9 protein-coding genes and 1 tRNA gene are annotated in these 22,636 nt (G+C 32.7%); 6 read left to right on the plus strand and 4 right to left on the minus strand.

The window, feature by feature from the left end; all coding sequences use genetic code 11:
* Window positions 1-3: 3 nt before the first annotated feature.
* From AX016_RS04085 to AX016_RS04105, 6 genes are all read left to right on the plus strand, one after another.
* Window positions 4-2,151 carry a PorP/SprF family type IX secretion system membrane protein gene (locus tag AX016_RS04085; protein WP_100894399.1) on the plus strand — a complete coding sequence of 716 codons (2,148 nt, stop codon included), beginning with the start codon at window positions 4-6 and terminating at the stop codon, window positions 2,149-2,151.
* The gene (locus AX016_RS17270; RefSeq protein WP_198519403.1) at window positions 2,151-2,333 is read left to right on the plus strand and encodes a hypothetical protein; all 183 of its coding nucleotides are present in this window, start codon (window positions 2,151-2,153) and stop codon (window positions 2,331-2,333) included. Before AX016_RS04085 ends, AX016_RS17270 begins: the two co-directional genes overlap by 1 nt.
* Complete coding sequence (locus AX016_RS04090) at window positions 2,326-16,626, plus strand: T9SS type B sorting domain-containing protein (RefSeq protein ID WP_198519404.1); 14,301 nt, start codon at window positions 2,326-2,328, stop codon at window positions 16,624-16,626. The genes AX016_RS17270 and AX016_RS04090 overlap by 8 nt, the downstream gene beginning before the upstream one ends.
* A gap of 26 nt (window positions 16,627-16,652) precedes the next feature.
* A complete protein-coding gene (locus AX016_RS04095) occupies window positions 16,653-17,606 on the plus strand; it encodes a PorP/SprF family type IX secretion system membrane protein (RefSeq protein WP_100894401.1) in 954 nt (317 codons plus the stop codon).
* A gap of 48 nt (window positions 17,607-17,654) precedes the next feature.
* Window positions 17,655-18,011 carry a dihydroneopterin aldolase gene (folB, locus tag AX016_RS04100; RefSeq protein WP_100894402.1) on the plus strand — a complete coding sequence of 119 codons (357 nt, stop codon included), beginning with the start codon at window positions 17,655-17,657 and terminating at the stop codon, window positions 18,009-18,011.
* 217 nt (window positions 18,012-18,228) lie between these two features.
* Window positions 18,229-18,299: transfer RNA gene (locus AX016_RS04105), tRNA-Cys, on the plus strand.
* A 159-nt stretch (window positions 18,300-18,458) separates the two neighbouring features.
* On the opposite strand, the gene AX016_RS04110 is transcribed toward AX016_RS04105, so the two are convergent.
* Genes AX016_RS04110 through rnr form a run of 4 tightly spaced genes read right to left on the minus strand, consistent with a single transcriptional unit; the run spans window position 18,459 to window position 22,593 of the window.
* Entirely contained in the window at window positions 18,459-18,953 is a 495-nt protein-coding gene (locus tag AX016_RS04110) for a Clp protease N-terminal domain-containing protein (protein WP_100894403.1), read from the minus strand.
* A gap of 27 nt (window positions 18,954-18,980) precedes the next feature.
* A complete protein-coding gene (locus tag AX016_RS04115) occupies window positions 18,981-19,646 on the minus strand; it encodes a LysE family translocator (protein ID WP_100894404.1) in 666 nt (221 codons plus the stop codon).
* A 12-nt stretch (window positions 19,647-19,658) separates the two neighbouring features.
* Window positions 19,659-20,339 (minus strand): head GIN domain-containing protein, encoded by a 681-nt coding sequence (locus AX016_RS04120; protein ID WP_100894405.1) that lies wholly within the window; start codon window positions 20,337-20,339, stop codon window positions 19,659-19,661.
* 58 nt (window positions 20,340-20,397) lie between these two features.
* The gene (rnr, locus tag AX016_RS04125) at window positions 20,398-22,593 is read right to left on the minus strand and encodes a ribonuclease R (RefSeq protein ID WP_100894406.1); all 2,196 of its coding nucleotides are present in this window, start codon (window positions 22,591-22,593) and stop codon (window positions 20,398-20,400) included.
* Window positions 22,594-22,636 lie beyond the last annotated feature (43 nt).

Below are 22,636 nucleotides of genomic sequence, written 5' to 3' on the forward strand. Positions count from 1 at the left end.
AAAATGTTTAAGTTTAAGTACATATACTGTCTATTATTAGTGATGGTGCTAACCAATGTTAGTGCCCAAGAGGTTAATCCATACCTATCATACGATGTTCCATCGCAGAACCTTTTAAAATACAATAGGTTCTTAATAAACCCTACGTTTTCAACGGTAAGGGAAGACAAGTCGTACATAAACTTATTACATAGAAACCAATCGGTACAGTTTACAGATAATAATCAAAATTACTTTTTAAGTTATAGTGGTCGTGTTAACGATCGTACAGGTTTAGGTCTAAGTATATACCAGCAAACTGCTGGTACCTTAACAAACTATGGTGTATTAGCCAACTATGCTTATGGTGTAAAACTTAGTGATAAAAGTAATTTTACTTTTGGAGCTAATATGTCATACTACGCAAGTGGTTTAGATAAAAGTAGAGTAAATGCTGCCGATCCAGACGATCCGTTTTTAACAGGTCAAAGAGACAATTTATTACAGTTTCAGCCTGGTGTTAACTTGTCTTATGACAAATTTGATATTGGTTTATATGCAGAAAACTTATTTGATTACAATCTTAAAACAAGCGAATCTATAACAGAATTTGCAGATAAAACATTCTCTGGTCACTTACAGTACACACATCAATTTGATAAAACATCTGGTATTTTAGAACAAGGTAGATTAATGCCTTTGGCTAGAGTACGTAAAGCTGGTCAAGAAGATATTGTACTTGGAGGTAGCCTAATATTAGATTTACCTAAACTTGGATGGGCCCAAGTTGGTTATGATGACCATTATGGTGCCGCTGCAGGTTTAGGTTTTAATCTAAACAAAAGATTATCGTTAGGGTATACTATGGAAAAAGGTATCTCTGGAGATCTAGATAACTTTGGTGTTACTCATGAAATATCTGTAGCATATTCTTTTACTCCTAATTTAACTGAAGATAGAGTAATGTTAGAAGATGATAGTGATGATGAATTAGCTTTTAATGAAGAAGATACAAACCTAGAGGAAGAATTAGAATCTGAAAAATTTGAAGAACTTAAAAATCGATTAGCAGAAAACGATCAGGTATTGGCAGAGCTAATGTATAGACAAGATTCTTTAGAAGTAAACAGACAAAGAGATCTAGAAACAAGGTTTGAAAGAGTGTTACGTATGGTACGTAGTGAAACTAAAGGTACAAGGCCTGACTTAGAAGAAAAGGCTAAAAAAATGTATTTCATTAATAATGATGATAATGCAGTTGCAGAAAACTTAAATAATAAACCAAATGGTATAGAAAAAGATGCAACTGATGTTGTTACACCTAATACCTCAACTTCTGGTTACCAAAATACAGCTAACAATAATCCTGACACTGCTGTAAAAAATTCAGCTGTTGTTAAAGATGCAACTACCACAAATAGTGCAATTGCTAACAATACTACTTCTACTGCTGTTAAAAAAACGGCTTCATCAATAAAAAGAAGAAAGTTTAAAAACTTAGATGGTGTAGAAGAGGGTTACTACGTAATTGCTAATGTTTACAAGGGTCAAGGTTACTTAAATAAATTTATAAAAGATTTAGAAGACAACGGACTATCTGCAGATTATATTAAAGATCCAAAAACAGGACTTAAGTATGTGTATCTAGAAAGATATGATACTTGGAAAGAAGCAGAAGCAGCACATAACTCGCAACTTAATGGCGCATATAGTTATGATATGTGGATAATGAATGTAGATAATGATACCAATACAGATAGTAGATATAACAATACTGCTTATGCGGGTACAACGCAAGATAAAACTAAAATATTAACAAGGGATAAGTACAGTAATGACAATCCTAAGTTTAGAAATCCTGTACAAAAAGACAATGTTGCAGGTGCTTTTCCAACGCCACAAGTTGTAAAATTCAACGGTGTAGATTCTGGTTATTACATTATTGCTAACGTATTTGCAAGTGCTAAAAACGCAAACAATTTTGTAAGGTTATTAAATAAGCAAGGCTTACATGCTAGCTATTTTATAAACCCAGAAAACAACTACAGGTATGTATACTTAAAAAAGCACGGTACTTGGAACAATGCTTTACTGTCTTACTATTCTAATATTAATAGCTCTTACCAAGATCGCATGTGGATTATGAGAGTAACTCAAAACAACATAGCGTAATGGATAAGATATTCTCTAAAATAATACTTTTTTGTGCACTATTGCTTACATGTATAGCATTAGCAAACATAAAAAATACCGATAAGTATACTGTAAAATTCAATGACAGTATAAAGAATGACAACTCAACTCAAATTAATTACTCACCAACAAACACTAAAAACGTTCAACCTAATGAATAAGTTTTTAAAATCATTTTTAATAATTATTGTTTTAGCAATATCCCATTTAGGATTTAGTCAAGTTAAAAACAATTTTGAACCAAGGTATGATAATAGTATCCGCGGAGACTTAACTATTGTAGCCAATAACATTGTTAACCGTGAAGGTGATGAAGGTTATTGGGTAGGTAATTGGTGGTCTGGTTATACATATGTGTCAGATCCAAAAGTAGCAAACGATCCATATAATCAAACAGGAAGTAGCTCCACGGCTAATGATAATTGGACAATGCAATACATAGATATAGATGGTGACCCATCTACATTTAGCTCTAGTAGTGCAGAGTTAACAGTACCTGACGCTAGTTGTTCTAGAGTTAGGTATGCTGGTTTATACTGGTCTGCAGTTTATGGAGACCCTGATAGAAGTAATATTGGAAATATAAAATTTAAAACACCAGGAGGTAGTTATGTAGATATCTCTGCAGACGAAATTCTTTTTGATGGTTATGGAGACTCAGATTTTGGATATTATAGTCCTTATGCAAGTTATAAAGACATCACATCAATAGTAGCAGGTTTAACAGACCCTAATGGTGAATATACTGTAGCAAATATAAGAGCTAGCCTTGGAGACGCTCCAGCTGGTTCTGGTGGATATTCTGGTGGATGGACAATGGTTGTTGTTTATGAAAACCCAACATATCCAGGTAAATATATTACTACTTTTGATGGTTATGCAGGTATTAAATCCGGAGAGTCTGTAGATATTCCTGTTTCAGGATTTACAACATTACCAGCGCCTTTCCCTGTAAATGCAAGGTTAGGGGTTAGCACATTAGAAGGAGATAATAGTTTAGGAGGAGATGGTTTATCTATTAAAGCAAGTGGAAGACCTACTTATACTCCTTTGGGTACAAACAGGTTTGGAACTAATCCTAATAAAACAAATAACTTTTTTGACAGTAATGTCACTTTTGAAAACAATATCGTAACTACTCGTAACCCCAATAGTATAAATACATTAGGTTGGGATGCAGACCTTTTTACAATACCTAATACAGGTTGGTCTACCATCCCTAATGATGAAACAAGTGCTATATTAAGAGCCAGCTCTGCACAAGATAAGTACGACATTTTCTTTACATCTTTTGATGTAGAAATTATAGAACCACAAATGCACTTAGCCAAAAGGGTAGAGGATATTGGTGGTACAGATATTACTGGTCAAGGCGTAAATTTAGGTCAAGTTTTAGACTATGTATTATCGTTTCAAAATGTTGGTAATGATGATGGTGACAGGTATACAATTAAAGATGTTTTACCTGTAAACGTAACCTTAGATGAGACTAACATTACAATGCCAACTGGTGTTACATACACATATGACCCAGCAACTAGAGAGGTTATTTTTTCTATTCCAAATAACTTAGTAGTACAAGGCGGACCATTAGAAACTATACGTATGCGTGTACGAGTAGCAGAAAATTGTTTTGATTTTATAGATGCTTGTTCAGATCTAATACAAAACTTAGCATACTCTACGTACAGAGGTGTTATAAATGATAATGAAATAACAGATGACCCAAGTGTTACAGATTTTGATACTTGTGGATTTACAACTCCTGGTGCAACAAACTTTTTATTAGATGATTTAGAAAGCTGTGACTATAGTAGAAATGTAGAAATTTGTGGCGCAGATGCTATATTAGACTCAGGTGATGGTTTTGATGATTATGTTTGGTACAAAGATGAAAACGGAAACGGTGTTATAGACGGTGGAGATACTGTTATTAATGATGGTAACCCAGATGGTGATTTAAGTACATTGGTTGTAGATGACATAGGTGTTTATATAGTTGATAAAATAATTGCAGATCCTTGTAAAGGTTTTCAAGAAATTATAACTGTAACACGCTTTGGAACAACACAAACAAACCCAATAATAGATTTAATAAACGATACTTCTAACACAGTTGATGGTGAAGTAACTACTTGTCCTATTGATGGTGACCCGTTACCAAAAATATTTTTATGTGGTTTAAATGATATAGAACCTATAAATATTAACATTCCTGATGCTACAAGCATACAATGGGAAAAATTAGACGAAGGTAGTTGTACAGCTTCTGTAGAAGATTGTGCAAACAAAAATGGTACATGTACTTGGAGCCAAGTAGCAACAGGCCAAACTTTTAATGCAGAAGATGAAGGACAATATAGAGTAGTAATTAACTATTTAAATGGTTGTTTTACAAGGTTCTATTTTAACGTGTTTAAAAACGATTTAGATCCTAGAGCAACAGTAAAAGATATTATTTGTACTACAGATGGCAGCATTAGTGTTACCAATGTACCTGCAAATTACGATTTCCAATTATTAGATGCAGCAACAGGTACTATTCTTGTTCCTTACAGTGCTAATAATGGTCCTGTTTTTCCTATAACAAATAACGGAGCATACACAATAGAAATGCGTCAGCAAGGTGTTGTAGATGGTTGTGTTTTTAGATTGGAAGATATAGGTGTTTTAAGAAGAGATTATGTTGTAAACATTACAACAAAAGATACTGATTGTAACGGCTTAGGAGAAATTAGAATTTCTGCTGAAGATGTAGAACCACAGTACTATTTTTCTATATCTCAAGGAGGAATAGAGGTAGACACTTTTGGACCTACTAATGATAATGACTATACTTTTACAGATCTAAACGATGGTGTTTATGATGTTACTGTAAGAACTGATGATGGTTGTACATTAACTAGAGAAGTAACTATAAACGATGTATCTGATTTAGCAGGTACAGCTTTAACAACAAAATCTATAGACTGTACAGATGGTATTATCTCTGTAAATGCTACTGGTGGTGTTGCTAATCCATCATACAGCTATGCAATATGGAGTAAAGATGGTGTAGATTTATATTCTGCTCCTTTTTCTATAAGCGATATTCCTGCAAGTGCATACCAAACAACAGAAGACTTTTACTTTAGTGATGCAGATGCTGGTACTTATGAATTTATAGTTGTTGGTAGTAACAATTGTTATATAATTACAAATGAGGCTACTGTAGATATTGCACCTGCAATAGTTTACACACCAATTATAGAAGACGAAAAATGTTTTGGTGCAGAAGATGGTACGTATAACATAAACGTTACAAATAGTAACGGATATACTTTATCTTACAACTTATTGTATCCAGATGGTACAACAACAAGCATTAACAATTCTGGAAACTTTACATCATTACCACAAGGAAATTATGTACTAACAATTACACAAACTATTGGTGGCACATCTTGTGATTTTGATGAACCTTTTACAATAGGTGGCCAAGTAGATGGTGTAACGGGTGATGCTGTTTTAGTTGATGATTATACATGTTTACAAGAAGCAACAATACAGGTACAAAATGTAACTGGTGGTGCTGCTCCTTATGCATATAGTATAGATGGTGTTAACTTTAATACTGGAGTAGGTGCAGACACATTTGCAAACCTAACTAATGGTAGTTATACTATTACTATTAGAGATGCTAATTTATGTACGTTTGTTACTAATGAAATTGTTATAGATGCATTAAATCCGCCTACAGATTTAGACTTTACAGCAACTGCTCCTAACTGTCCTACACAAACATCAAATGTTACAGTAACAGTTGCAAATGGTAATGCTCCTTATGTTTTTCAAATTATTGCTCCGGCAGCAGTAGCGGCTACAAGCACAACAGGAAACACAGCAACATTTAATAATTTAGATCCAGACACATATACATTTAGAGTAACTGATGACAAAGGATGTGAATATGAAGAAAGCTTTACAATTAGACCAGTAGACCCAATATCGGTAACTGGAAAATTAGTTAGTAATATTTCTTGTTTTGATGACACAGATGGTGAAGCAGAATTTACAGTATCTGGTTTTAATTCTACATACAATTATACCATAACAGGACCAACAGCTGTACCAGCAGGTACTACAGTAAATGATGCTGTTATTTCTTTAAATAATTTAGATAATGGTACATATACAATTACTGTAACAGATACAGAAACTAATTGTACTGCAACCGCAGATGTTATTATAAATGCTCCTACAGCAGCTTTAGCGTTAAATGTTGTAGAATCACAACCAACATGTACTACAGATGGTAGTGTTACATTAACTGCTACTGGTGGTTGGGGTAGTAACAGTTTTACAATTACATACCCAGATGCTACAACTACATTTACCAATGGTACTGGTACGTTTAATAACTTAAACCAAACAGGTACTTTTAATGTTAGTGTAGAAGATGCTAATGGTTGTATTGTTACTTCAAGTTTTGATTTAGATGCTTCAGTAGCTCCTACCTTAGAAATTGTTCCAAATAACGATTGCTTTGTGGCTGCAGCAGGACTAGAACTTACAGCAAATGTTACAGCTGGCGGAGATGGTACTTATCAATATAGAATAAATGGTGGTGCTTACAGTACAAATAACGTGTTCTCTGGCTTAAATCCAGGAACATATACTATAGATGTTATAGACGGTAATAATTGTACAGGAACAGCTTCTATTACAGTAAATCCAGAATTAACAGTAACTGCTTCTGCAGATAATATTACTGCTTGTGGTACAGATGCAATAGTAACTATTACTCCTGCAGGTGGTAGCGGTACAGATTATGTATTTGCAATTGTTGCAGACGGAGATACTCCTGCAGCAACAGACTTTACTAATACTAATCCTAGAACTGTAACAACTGGTGCTGGTGATTATGACGTTTATGTACGTGATAATAATGGAACAGGAACTTTTTGTGAGGCTATGTACAATTTAAATATTGCACAAGACCCTATATTAACAGTTTCTACTGCAAGTACAGACATACTTTGTAGTGGTGAAGCACAATCTACAATAACAATTACTGCTGGTGGTGGAGAAGCTCCTTACCAATACAGTATAGATGGTGGTGCAACATTTGTACCAACAAACACATTTAATAACTTACCTGCAAATAGCTATAATATTGTAGTTAGAGATGCTAATTTATGTACCGTAGCAGATACGCATACTATAACAGAACCTTTTACTTTGTCTGCTTCTGCAGCAGTAACAGCTTTATATGAGTGTAACCCAACAACTGGTGCTGAGGTTAGAATTACCAATGCGCAAGGTGGTACGCCAGCTTATGAGTATAGTTTTGATGGTGGTGTTAATTACAGTACAAATTCTATATCAAACTTATTACCAGGTACACATACATTATATATTAGAGATGCTAATTTATGTACATTTGAAATGACAGTAACTGTAGACTCTGCTCCTGAAGCACCTACATTTGCTCCGTCTATTTCTTATGACTGTGAAGGTCTTGGCGAAATTACAGTAACACCAAGTAGTACAGATTTTGATTATGTATACTCTATAAATGGTTCATTTAACACACCAGATAATACAAGTAATGTATTTACAGATGTAGCAGCTGGTAACCATACAATTAGAGTAGATTATACTTCTAATGCAACTCCTACACCAAGTAATTTATTATCAGAAGATTTTGGCGTTGGTGCAAATACATCAATAACACAAATAGATCCTTTATACTGTTATGAACCGCAAGATGGTACAGTAAGACCTTGTGACCCAGGAGTACATACAAGAATTAATGATGGTGAATACTCGGTTACACAAGCAATAGCTTCACCATTTAGTACTTGGAGAAGTCCTAACGACCATACAGGTAATGCTAATGGAAGATTCTTAGCAATAAACGTTGGTGGTGTAGCTGGTGTTGGTGGTATTGTATATGCTAAAAGAGGTATAGAGGTTATACCAAATAGAGATATTACAATATCTACTTGGGCATACAACTTATTAAGAACCGGTGAAAGTGGTGGTGATCCAACAATAGAAATAGAATTAGTAGATGCTGGTGGTACAGTAATTAATAGTGTATCTACAGGTAATATTCCTAAAAACAATAATGCTAATGATTGGCATAATTATACAGTAACATTAAATCCTGGTGCTAATACAAACCTAGATATTGTTATACGTACAAATTCTGCTGTTGTTGATGGTAATGATATTGCTATAGATGATATACAAGCGTTTCAATTTCCAGAAGTTTGTTCTTCTTCTGTAACTTTTGACGTTTTAGTTGAAGCAGGTAAAGCTTTTACAGCAAACATTACAAACCCTAAAAACATCTCTTGTTTTGGAGGTAATGATGGTGAATTTGTTATTAATGCTTCTAATTTTGGCGCTGGCGGATTTGAATATACTTTAGATGGTGGTGCAACTTATTTTGGCCCTTTTACAAGTTCGCAAACCGTAACTGGTTTAACTGCACAAAACTATACTATTGAAGTTAGAGATGTTGATGATAATGCATGTAGTATTCCGTTAACACAAGAATTAACTGAACCAACAGAAGTTACTGCTACTGCATCTATAACAGATGAATTTACATGTAATAATACAGGTGCTACAATTACTGCTGTTGCAAATGGTGGTACACCAACTTATAACTATCAATTAGAAATATACAATACAGTAACAACAAGTTATACTATTTTTAGAGCATATCAAACTTCTGCAATATTTACAGATGTACCTGCAAATGCAGCTAATGAAAATTATATTGTAAGAGTACAGGATGATAACTTATGTACTAATGCAATTACACCTGCAGTAACTGTTACTACTCCAGAGGTACCAACTTTTACAGTAACGCCAACAGCGTGTTACTCTGGTGCAAATGATGGAGAAATACAAGTAGATGTTACATCTATTCCTGGGAATGAAAACTTCCAGTTTAGCATTAACGGTGGTGCTTGGATTACTCCAACTCCAGCAACTGCAACAACATATACTTTTACTAATTTAGCAAACGGTACTTACACAATAGACGTTAAAGATGGCTATGGTTGCGTTGGCGTACAAGAAACGGTTGTTTTAAATCCAGTTATTAATGCTACAATAGATGTTGTACACGTTAGCTCGTGTGCAGATGGTAGTATTACTGTTAATGCAACTGGTGGAGATGGTAATTTAGCTTATGCTTTTGTGCCAACTACAACTCCTGTTACTGCTGCAGATTTTAACCCATCTAATACTTTTACAGTAATACCTGCAAATGCAGGTACATATGATGTGTATGTATGGGATAATAACGCAGCAGACCCACATTGTGAATATATGGAGACTGTTACAGTTAATCCTGCAACTCCATTAACTTATAATGCGGTACCAACAGATCCTACTTGCCATGATGGTACAGGAACTATAGAAATTACAGTTACTTCTGGTATATCTCCTTACACATATGAAATTATAGATTTAGATAATGGTGGTGCTTCAAATGAAACAACAACCAATGTAATAAACAATACTAAAACATTTTTCAATTTAGCACCTGGTAACTATACAATTAATGTTACAGATGCAAGCGGATGTACAATAGAAACAACTCCTGTATTAATTAATAATCCTGATGAATTAGTTACTGATTTAGAATCTATTTTGTCTGGTAATTGTGACCCTGCAACAGGATTTAGATTTATTAACTATACAACAACATTAAGTGGAACATTAGAATTTAGTCATGATGGTGGTACTACTTGGCAAACATCTGATGAGTTTAATGCTCCTACATACACATTAACTTCTGGTGATGCTGTAGACCCTTCTATTAGAACGGTAGATGCTTCTGGTAATACATTATGTAGATTAGATTTACCAAGATATATTATATCTTATCCGTTAGATAATTTAGACATTACAATTTTACCAATTATAGTAAATTGTAATGAGCTACAAGTAAGTGTACAAGGTAATCAAGGTACTGCACCTTATCAATATACGTATACAGACGATCCTGTTAATTTTGATGCTACTACACCGATTAATCCTTGGACTACTCCTGCAAAGGGACTATCAGATCCTCACACATTTACAGGTTTAATACCAGGTAGAACGTATGTTTTTTATGTAAGGGATGCAAATGGTTGTGTTAGACAAAGTGATGTTAATGTAAACGATATAATTACGTTACCGTTAGAAATTACATCTACTTCTGTACCAGCTTGTTTTGGTACAACTAATGGTAGTATTACATATACAATTACAGATAATGAACTTCCATATGGTACAGAATACAGATGGGAAGTTTTTAATATGATTACAGGTACTCCTGTTTCTGTAGCAAATAGTGGAGGTAACATTCCTTTTTCTTCACCGCAAACAGTTACAGTATCTGGTTTAGGAGCTGGAGAATACTTTATACAAGTTACCGAAAGAGATAGTGGAGTAGATAGTTGTATATCTGCATCAGAAAATCTATTGTTAGAAGAGTTAGACGATATTACAGCAACATTAAATAAAATTCAAGATATTTCTTGTGCTACACCTGGTCTTATTCAAATAGAAAACATCAATGGCGGTGGCGGTACTTATAATTTTACTGTAACTGGTCCTGCACCTTTTACAACTATTACAGGTACTACAGATAATCCAATAGAAATTCCTGCTAATTCACCTGCTGGTACTTATAACGTAACTATTCAAGATCAATATAGTTGTGCTAAAGATTTAGGAGATGTTATAATGACATTAACTCCTAATCCAACCATAGATAGTATAGATATAGATAACTGTGCAATACCAAATACTTTACAAGTAAATGCAACTAGTACTGCAGCACAAATATTATACTCTATAGATGGTGGCGTAACATATTTAGATAATGGAGGTTTATTTACTAATCTTCCGGTTGGTACGTATAACATTTCTATTAAAGATAGTAACGGTTGTATAGCTACAGATAGTGCTACTATTTACCCAATATTAGAGGCTAAAGTTGAGCTTACTAAACTAATGGATTGTACTCCTGGTACTGCAGAAATTACAATTGAAGCTATAAATGGATCTGGAAATTATGATTATGAAATCTCAAATGGTTTAGGAACTGTTGTCGCTAGAACAGCATTAGCAACAAACCCTCTGGTAGCAACAATAACAGTTGTAGAAACATATACTATTACTGTTTATGATAATAATACAAATTGTAACAGAATATTTACAATAGATGTTCCTGCTGCCGTAACCCCAATATTTACACACACATTTACAGATGTTACTTGTAATAGTGCAGATGATGGTACTATAACTTTATACCAAACAGATAATGGAATTAATCCATTAACGTATACAATTACACCTTTAGCTGGTACTTTTGATGCTGCTACAAGCACATTTTCAGACTTACCTCCTAATACATATACAGTAACTGCAACAGGTACAAATGGTTGTACAACAGATATTACTAATATTGTAATTAGTGAACCAAACCCTATTGTAATAGTAGATGCAGATGTTGTAGAATTTGGTTGTACGCCTACAAGTGGTAACACTAATAATAATGCTAGCATTACTATAGATAATACTGCTGCTAATATTACTGGTGGTAGCAATACTTATGTTATTTATGAATTTATAAATGATAACAACACACCTGCAACTGGTGATGATACTGTTGTACAATCTGGTTCTAATAACGTTTATATAGAAACTAATACTGCTGGTGGTTCTTATACTATTAATGTATATGATGATAAAGGTTGTGTTGGCACAATAGAAGCAGATATTGCTCCTTATGATGAATTGTTAACAGCTTCTGCTGCAATTACAGGTGATATTACTTGTGATCCTGGTACAGATGGTGAAATAACTATTACTGCTACATCAAATACAAATGATACTTCTAAATTTGAGTATAGTATTGATAACGGAACAACATGGCAACCTTCAAATGTTTTTGGTGGTTTAGATGTTGGTACTCACAATTTCTTAGTAAGGCATACAGATACTGGTTGTGTTATAACAACATCAGAAACTATAACTAGTCCAGATGTATTAGAATTAGATGCAACTGTATTAAGTAATGTAATTTGTTTTGGTGGTAATGATGGTAGTGTTGAATTTAATTTACATGATGATGCTAATGTTACTTATGCTAATGGTGTGACATTTACCGTGTATGATGCTGTAACAAATAATGTTGTACAAGCTTTAGCCTCTGACTTAGATGGAAACTTTGTTGTTAATAGTTTAGTAGCTGGTAGTTACTACATAGAAGTACAACAAACTCCAGATCCTAGATGTACGTATACACAGGCATTTACTATTGCTGGTCCTAGTGCTGCAATAACAGCTGCTACAGAAGTTACACCAGTAACTTGTATAGGTAATGACGGAGTTATAGAAGTTATTAATGCTGCTGGTGGTTGGGGAGACTATGTTTACTTTGTAGATGTAGCAACTAATCCTGCTCCAGTATACCCAACAGATTATGTTTCTAATCCTAGATTTACTGGTTTATCTGGTGCTGCAGCTCCGGCTGGTACAGATTACCAAGTTTGGATTGCAGATAAAAATGGATGTATTATTCAATTAGCAGATGTTAATTTAGTAGAGCCAACAGATATAACGGCAACTTTACAGGTAAACCAAGAAAATTGTACAAACCTAGAAGGTGAAATTGAAGTAATTAATACTGTAGGTGGACAAGGAAGTAACTATACATACCAACTTATTAAAGATGGTACTGCAGTTGGTTCTCCACAGACTACTACAATATTCTCTGGTTTAGGTGCTGGTTCTTACACCGTATTAATTAATGACCAATGGTCTTGTGATTTTACAACACTTGCAACAGTATTGTATGAAGAAATGAATGTTTCTACTACTGTGGTTAAACCAATAGATTGTACAGTAGATCCAGGCGGACAAATAACAGTGAATGTAACTGGTGGTTCTACAAACTTAGAGTTTGTAGCTACTTTACCAATAAGTAGTACAACAATTACAAATAATGATGGTGTCTTTACTGGTTTAACCGAAGTTGGTATTTATAATTTTATTGTGCGTGATTTAGATACAAATACACCTATTTGCGAAAAACCTGTTACACAAGAATTAACTGATAAGGTAGATCCTATTTTATTGGCTTCAACTATAGAAAATGTTAGTTGTTTTGGTTTATCAGATGGTAGTATAACTGCTAACTTAGATCCTGCTACAAATGTAGATCCTATTTATACTTATAATTTGTATGATGCTACAGGATTAACTTTAATAGCCGGACCACAAACTAGTCCAACTTTTACAGGCTTAGCTGCTGCTTTTTATCAAGTAGAGGTAGTTTCTGCTAAAGAATGTGCTGTTAGAGAAACTGTTGAGGTTACTCAGCCTACAGAATTATTAATAAGTGCAGTTGCAACAGATTTTGCTTGTGCTCCTAACAATACAGTAAATACTGCAACAATTACAGTTACTATAGAAGATGGTGCTACAACACCAGGAACACCTTCAGGTACTAGTCCGTATTTATACAGTATAGATAATGTAAACTTCCAAACAGGAAATACATTTACTGTTACAGATACTGGAGTTGCACAAACAATTACTGTTTATGTTAAAGATGATAATAGTTGTCCGCAAACAACAACGGTAACTATAGAGCCTATTAATACATTTACTGCTGTAGTATCTAAAGATACAGACATATCATGTGCTGGTCCAGAAGAGGTTACTATTACAGTAACAGATAACGGAGATGTTACAAATGTTTATACATATGAGTTGTTGCCAATTGGTAATACAAATGCTACGCAAACAGCAACACCAACTTATAACACTGCAACTTTTGAATTAACTGCTGTTGGTGGTTATGTATTTAGAATTACAGATACAACTACAGGTTGTTATGTAGATACAGATGTATATAACATTGCACCTTATGACTTAATTAAAGTTTCTGCAATAGCGTCATCTCCTGTAACTTGTTTTGGAGATACAAACGGAGAAATTGAAGTAACAGTAACAGATGCTACAGCACCATTTACTTATACAGTTTTAAATGCTGATGGAACTTTAGCTGGTATTAATGGTAATGCTACTACAAATACATTTACTATATCTGGTTTATCTGGTGGTAATTATTATGTAGCAGTAACAGAAGATAATGCTCCTTTTTGTACTGAAGATTCTAATGTAATAACAATAGACTCTCCAGATATGGCATTAACAGCAACATTATCACAAACTGCAGCTGTAACTTGTGATGATAATGCTGGTGAAATAGTAGTACAACCAACTGGTGGTTATGCACCATATGATATTGTTTTAAGAAACAATACTACTGGTGTAGAAACTACTTTTACAGATGTTTCTTCTGCTAGTTTTGTAAGATTAAGTGCTGCTACATATACTGCAACAGTAACAGATGATGCTGGGTGTGATTTTACAGATGACATAACATTAGCCCCTGCAATACCAATTACTGCAGATATTACACCATTAACACAAATGTTAACTTGTTTTGGTGACAGTAACGGTAGTGTTAGTGCAATAAACGTATTAAATGGTGAAGGTGTTTACACGTACCAATTAAATGTTTATGATGATGCTGGTACAACATTACTATATTCTAGTACTCCACAGCCAAACCCAATGTTTAACAACTTAAGTGCGGGTGTATACACAATAACAGTTTCTGACGGATGGAACTGTGATGTAGAAACTATACAAGCGGTTATAACAGAGCCTACAGATATAACTGGTTCTCTAGTTCAAGTATCACAATTAACGTGCGTAGACCCAGCTGAAATAAGATTAACAGCTACTGGTGGTACTGCTCCGTATGAGTTTAGTGTAGATGGTATAAACTTTACACCTATGACAGGTGGAGATACACACACATTTACAGTAACAGATGGTATTTATCAATACTATATAAGAGACAATTTTAACTGTGGTAATATTATTAGTAACCAAGTTTCTATAGATCCTGTACCACCACTACAAATAGTATTAGATGAAACTGCTGTAGTTATAAACTGTAATGGTGAATCTACTGCAAGTATAGATGCAACAGCAATTGGTGGTTTAGGTAACTATTCTTATGAGTTGTTAGATAACCCAACTAGTACAAGTCCGCTACAAGGACCACAGACTACTGGTAATTTTAGAAACCTAGGAATTGGAACTTACTACATAAAAGTAACATCTGATGGTGGTTGTGAAGAAGTATCAAGAGCAATTACTATTACAGAGCCAGCTCCTTTAGTTATAGAGACTGAAGAATTTACAGATGTTTCATGTTTTGGTGAAGAAGATGGTACCATAACTGTTGAGGTTAGTGGTGGAACAGGAGAAATAAAATACTCAATTACACCTAACTTAGATCAGTTTGATACTAAAAACGTATTTACAGACTTGGCTCCTGGAGTATATGATGTTATTGCTCAAGATGAAAAAGGATGTTTTATTGCTTTTGAATTTACAATTGAACAACCAACTGCAATACAATTAAGTGCAACTACAACAGGAGAAACTTGTACAGGTAATGAAGATGGTACAGCTACAGTTACAATAACTGGTGGTACCGCTCCTTACAGAACAAGTATAGATTCTAACGATCCTGCAGATTATGTGTTAGACAGAGTAGATTTCTCTGGATTAACTGCTGGTCCGCATGTAATATTAGTTAAAGATGCTAATGATTGTGATGCAAATATTGTAATAAATATTGCACCTGGTGTTAATTTAAAAGCCACTGCAACACCAATTTATGAGTGTAGTACAGATACACCAACAAATTATTTAGATGTTGTTTTAGAAGACAACACAATAACAGACGTATTATACGGTTTAGATACTACAGATCCTGCTGCTATGCAATTAACACCAGACTTTACAAATATGTCTGCTGGTAATCATTATTTACACATATTGCATGCAAATGGATGTTCTGAAACTATTGACTTTACTGTAGCTGCTTTTGAGCCATTAACACTTGTATTAGAAAATACAAATATTAACGAAATAACGGCAATTGCTGCAGGTGGTAACCCAAAATATACTTTCTATCTAGAAGGAAACAATAATGGGGAAGACAATACGTTCAGAATACGTAAGACTGATACTTATACCGTTGTTGTTGTAGACGAAAATGGTTGTGAAACTACTCAAGATATATTTATTGAGTTCATCGATATAGAAATCCCAAATTTCTTTACACCAAATGGTGATGATGTAAACAACACATGGAAGCCTAAAAACACAGATGGGTTCCCTAATATCTTAACTATTGTCTATGATAGATATGGTAGAGAGTTATATAGAATGGGAGCAGATGATAAAGGTTGGGACGGAACTTATAATAATAAGGAACTACCATCTGGAGATTATTGGTATACTATTAAACTTAAAGATGAAGTAGACGACAGAGAATTTGTTGGACACTTTACATTGTACAGATAAAAAATAAAAGAACTTAACCTATAATTATGCGACTTAAATTAGCAATCTTATCATTATTTGCCGGCACAATGCTGTCAAATGCACAGGAGCTAAATTCCCCACAGCTATCACAATATTTAGCAGATAATCCATTTGTTTTATCACCAACATATGCAGGTATTGGTGATCATGTAAAAATTAGAATGAACGGTCTTGCTCAATGGGTAGGAATAGAAGATGCACCTAGAACACAGTCTTTGGCTGCAGATGCCAGGATTGGTAACAAATCTGGTTTAGGTTTATTTTTATATAATGATAAAAACGGATATACTAAACAACAAGGAGCAAGAATATCTTTTGCTCACCACTTAACTTTAAATAGGTATGAAGATGAGTTTTTATCATTTGGTATATCATACAACTTTAACCAATTTAGATTAGACATACAGGAATTTAACCTTATTGCTAATCCAGATAATGCGGTAACAGATGATAGATCTACAACCAACCATAACTTTGATGTTGGATTTTTGTATAGAAAAAATAAGTTTTATGCGAGTGTTAATGCATCTAACTTAGTAAATAAAGATATAACCAACTTTAATGAAACCTTTGAACCTAACGCATTAAGAAACTACTATATTTATAGTGGTTACAGATACAAAAAAAGTAGAAGTAGTGATTGGGAAATAGAACCATCTGTACTTTATAAAATGTTTGAAAGTGACGGTAGATCTGAAACAGATTTAAACTTAAAATTTAGAAAGTACGATTTTGAAGATTACTACTATGCAGGTGTAAATTACAGATTTTTAAACGATCAAATAGGTAAGCCTTTATATTTAGCTCCTTTTGCAGGTTTAAAAAAAGATAACTATTACTTTGGATATTCTTACCAAATAATTTTAAATGATATTTTAAATTATAGTACAGGTACACATGTTATAACAATTGGTGTAGATTTATTCCAAGGATTAAGTAATTGTAGATGTACTTACTAACTATTTATTAATAGTATTAGTTAAGTTTGCACAACTAAACTAAACCAAATGGGAAAAATAAAAGTAAGTACTATTAAAACATATGCTTACCACGGTTGCTTAAATGAAGAAGCTTTAATTGGTAGTGATTATTTAGTAAACGTAACAGTAGATGCAGATTTAACTAAGGCATCAATATCTGATGAATTAGTAGATACGGTAGACTATGTACATATTAATCATATAGTAAAAGAAGAAATGGCAATAAGATCTAAATTATTAGAACATGTTGCTAAGCGTATAATAGATCGTATTTTTTCTGAGTTACCTATTGTAACAGCATCAGAAGTAACAGTTTCTAAATTAAACCCACCAATAGGAGGAGATGTTGAAATGGTTTCGATAACATTACAATTAACTCGTTAAACTGCGTATTAGTAAATTTTTTATACATCTAAATATATGTACATTTGAACTCTCCCCCCGCACAAATGGCATTGTGGTCGAAATGGATAGACATAATCCCGCAAGGATTAGCATAGTGGTTCGAATCCACTCGATGCCTCGAAAAAAAAATACAAAATTGATTTAAAAAAACTTATTTTCTTATGGATTTATTTTCGTAAGTTTGCAGTCCAAAAATGGCATCGTGGCCGAGTGGCTAGGCAGAGCTCTGCAAAAGCTTGTACAGCAGTTCGAATCTGCTCGATGCCTCAAAAACCTTCACTAACGTGGAGGTTTTTTTGTTTATATACTTATCAATTTTTATATCATATTTAAAATCAAATAATTACATATAATTATATATGATTATATCTACAATAGTTATTTAAAAGATAAGGTAAAATTTATATAGTAATAGTTGAGATATTTCTATATTTTATTTATAATATGAAGTAATCCAATAGACACTAATAATTTATTACTTCCTATAATTTCAAGTAATCTGTTAGATTTTACTATTCTAATTTTTTCACATTCGCTTTTAAACTTAAAGTAATCCATTCCTATTTCATTTAAATAATTACCAGCATAGCTATTTTTATTAGCTAGCATAGCAAAAATTATGTGTTCGGAATTTACTTTTTTATCTAAATAAGTACGAGCATAAAATTTTGAATTTTTTAAAATATCCTCAAACTCTTGGGTTAAATAATATCTATTAACTTTTCTTTCATCATCTGACCTTAAAGTTTCTATTAATTTTTCAAATTGCCAGTTATGAGATTCAAATATTTTATGCGCAAGATTATCAGATTTTAAGGTAGCTATTAAAAAATGAAAAGAAGATATATACCCAGAATTTAAATTTATAGCTACTAGTCTACTATTAGCTATTATTTTTTCTAGTTCAGGATTAAATTCCATTTTTATATACAGTGGTATTTAAAAAAATTATTTTTCTAATAACTCTAACCCTTCTTGTATATTTAATTGATCTTTAGGTAAAAACCCTTTGGTTATAAGTACTAAACCACAGATTACAAGTATAATACCAAGTATTTTTTTAGTTAAAAAAATACGTCTTGGAGTTAGGTACCTTTTTAATTGTTTAGCTAATAATATTTTAAATATATCTGTAATAAAATAAGTTCCTAGCATTGCAGAAAAGAAAACCAAAATTCTGTTTGGATTATTATCTAAACTAGGACCTACTACCAAAATAACGCCCAACCAAAATACTAAAACACCTATGTTTATGAAGTTTAATAAAAAGCCTTTTATAAATAAACTTAGATAAGCACTTTTATTAGATTTAAGTGTTGTTGGTTTTTCTTTAACTGGCTTTTTTATGATTACAATTACCCCATAAACTAGTAGTATAACTCCACCAAAAATATATAATCCTGGTAAATTACTTAAATTTTCTAGTAGCTGATAACTACTAAAATAAGCAACAGTTAAAAATAAAATATCGGCTAGTATTACACCAAAGTCAAAAACCAACGCAGCTCTAAACCCTTTAACAGCACTAGTTTCTAGAAGAACAAAAAAAACAGGACCAATCATAAAGCTTAAAAAAAAGCCTAATGGTATTGCTGCCTGTATATCATCTAACATGTAGTAATTTTTCTATTTTCTAATAATTTTACCTCCAAAAACAGTTTTTTCATCCATTTTTAATGGGTCGCCATAAACTAAAACTTCACCACCTGCTTTTACAGTTGCTTGCACATAATTTGTAGCATTAATTTCTGCATTACCACCTGCATTAACGCTAATAGTAGTAAGTTCGGTTTTTAAATTTTTACCGTAGTAAATACCACCAGTATTAATTTTTATGTCCTGGTTTTTTGCAGATCCTTTTGATGTTATAACACCACCAGTAACAGATTTTATTAATAACTGAGTAACTTCAGCATCAATAATTAATTCGCCACCTTCTTGAGATTTTAACTCTAATAAATCTTGTTTAATAGTTTCATTAGAGCTAATTCTGGCATCTTCATTTACATCTATAACAGCTAAAATATCTGTATAATAAACATCTACAAAAGTTCTATAACCACTAAAAATTTTATCTAATTGCATACGGAGTTTTAAAACTCCGTCGTTATTAACAATTGAAACTTTTTGTGTATTAGCTCCTGTTATAACAGCTTCATTTTTAGTAGATTTAATAAGATTTACAGATAAACCATCAAAAGCCTTAACCTCTGTAAAGCTTTCTAGTTGTAATGTAATTTTTTCGTTTTGTGCATTTACTAAACTAAAAGTAAATAGTAAAAACGTAAATAAGGTTAACTTATTCATTTTGTTATTTTTAGGTATAATTCCTAATCTAATTTACAAATTTCGTTCCAAAAATACTTTATTCTGCCTTTCTAAGTAACGAAAAATCTAAATGTCTTTTTACTAAATCTGTACTTTTAACCATAACTACAACTTGCTCTCCTAATTGGTAGCTGTTGTTTGTACGTTGTCCTATGATAGAATAGCTTTTTTCATCAAAAGTGTAGTAATCGTCCTTAATATCTCTTATACGTACCATACCCTCGCACTTATTATCTATAATTTCTACATAAATACCCCATTCTGTTACTCCAGATATTACTCCTACAAATTCAGAATCTTTATGGTCATCCATAAATTTAATTTGCATGTATTTTATAGAATCTCTTTCTGCACTAGATGCAAGACCTTCCATATCTGATGAATGTTTACATTTTTCTTCATAAACATCTTGTTTAGCACTTGCACCACCATCTAAATAATGTTGTAATAAACGGTGTACCATTACATCTGGATATCTACGAATAGGTGATGTAAAATGCGAGTAATAATCAAAAGCTAAACCGTAATGGCCAATATTATCTGTAGTATAAATTGCTTTACTCATACTACGTATAGCAAGCGTATCTACTAAATTTTGTTCTTTTTTTCCTTTTACGTCTTCTAGTAATTGGTTTAAAGATTCACTTATAGATTTTTTACTTTTAAAATCTAATTTATGACCAAATCTAGAAATTATGCCATTTAAATTAGCTAGTTTTTCTTCGTTTGGCTCATCATGAACTCTATAAATAAATGTTTTTTCTGGTTTTTGTTTACCAATAAATTCAGCTACTTTTCTGTTAGCTAATAACATAAATTCTTCAATAAGCTTGTTGGCATCTTTAGACTCTTTAAAGTAAACGCCAGTAGGGTTAGCATCATTATCTAGACTAAACCTAACTTCTACTTTATCAAAAGATATGGCTCCGGCTTTCATACGTTTACCACGCATAATTTTTGCTAATTTATCTAATGTAAGCGTAGCTTCAACAATATCATTACTAACACTATAAGCGCCATTTTCTCTAATAGAAATAGCTTCAGGAATTGTATTTTCTCCCGTTTCAATTATATGTTGTGCTTCTTCATACGCAAAACGTTCGTTAGAATTTGTTACTGTTCTACCAAACCATTGGTTAATAAGTGTTGCTTTTTCATCGATCTCAAAAACAGCAGAAAACGTATATTTTTCCTCATTTGGTCTTAAAGAACAAGCATTATTAGATAAAACTTCTGGTAACATTGGTACCACACGGTCTACTAAATATACAGATGTTGCCCTGTCATAAGCCTCATCGTCTAAAATAGTATCTGGTTGTAGGTAATGAGATACATCTGCAATATGAATTCCTATTTCATAATTGCCATTTTCTAATTTTACAAAAGATAATGCATCATCAAAATCCTTTGCATCTTTAGGATCTATAGTAAAGGTAAGCGTATCTCGCATATCTCTACGTTTTGCAATTTCTTCTGGTTTAATAGATGTATCTATTTTATTAGCATAATTTTCTACTTCTAAAGGAAACTGATATGGCAAGCCATATTCTGCTAAAATAGAATGTATTTCTGTGTTATGCTCTCCTGGTTTACCAAGAACTTCGGTAATTTCTCCGTAGGGTGAGTCTGCGTCATCTGGCCAATCGCTCATTTTTACAATAACCTTATCACCATCTTGTGCATTATTTATTTTATCCTTTGGAATAAAAAAATCTGTATACATCCTAAAATCTGTAGATGTTACAAAAGCGTAATTCTTTTGTAATTGTACAATACCAACAAAGCTAGTTTTGTTTCTTTCTACAATTTTAGTGATTTCGCCTTCTAATTTGCGACCTTTTCTTCTAGGAAATATGTAAACTTCTACAATATCTCTATGAAAAGCTTTTTTTAATTTATTGCTAGATATAAAAACATCATCATCTAAACCTTCTATTACTATATAAGCATTTCCTTTACTAGTAATATCTACTTTACCTGTATGGTAAGTTTTAGTATCTCTAGCTACGGCTTTATACTTGCCTCTACTTTCTTCTATAATTCTTTTCTTTTCTTTTAACTGTACTAATCTTTTAACTAGTATGTTTCTCTTATTTGCATCTGTTATACCTAATTTAGCAGCTATTTGCTTGTAGTTATAACTAGCAGTAGGATCTTTTTCTAATACCGTAAATATACCTTTAGTGATAAAATTACGATCTTGGTTTTTAGGTCCTTTTTTATTCTTTGTCATTCATTTTATTTATTTCTGGTAAATTACAAATTATAATCTACTC

The sequence above is a fragment of the Cellulophaga sp. RHA19 genome (assembly GCF_002813425.1).
In the GTDB taxonomy this organism is placed as follows: Bacteria; Bacteroidota; Bacteroidia; order Flavobacteriales; family Flavobacteriaceae; genus Cellulophaga.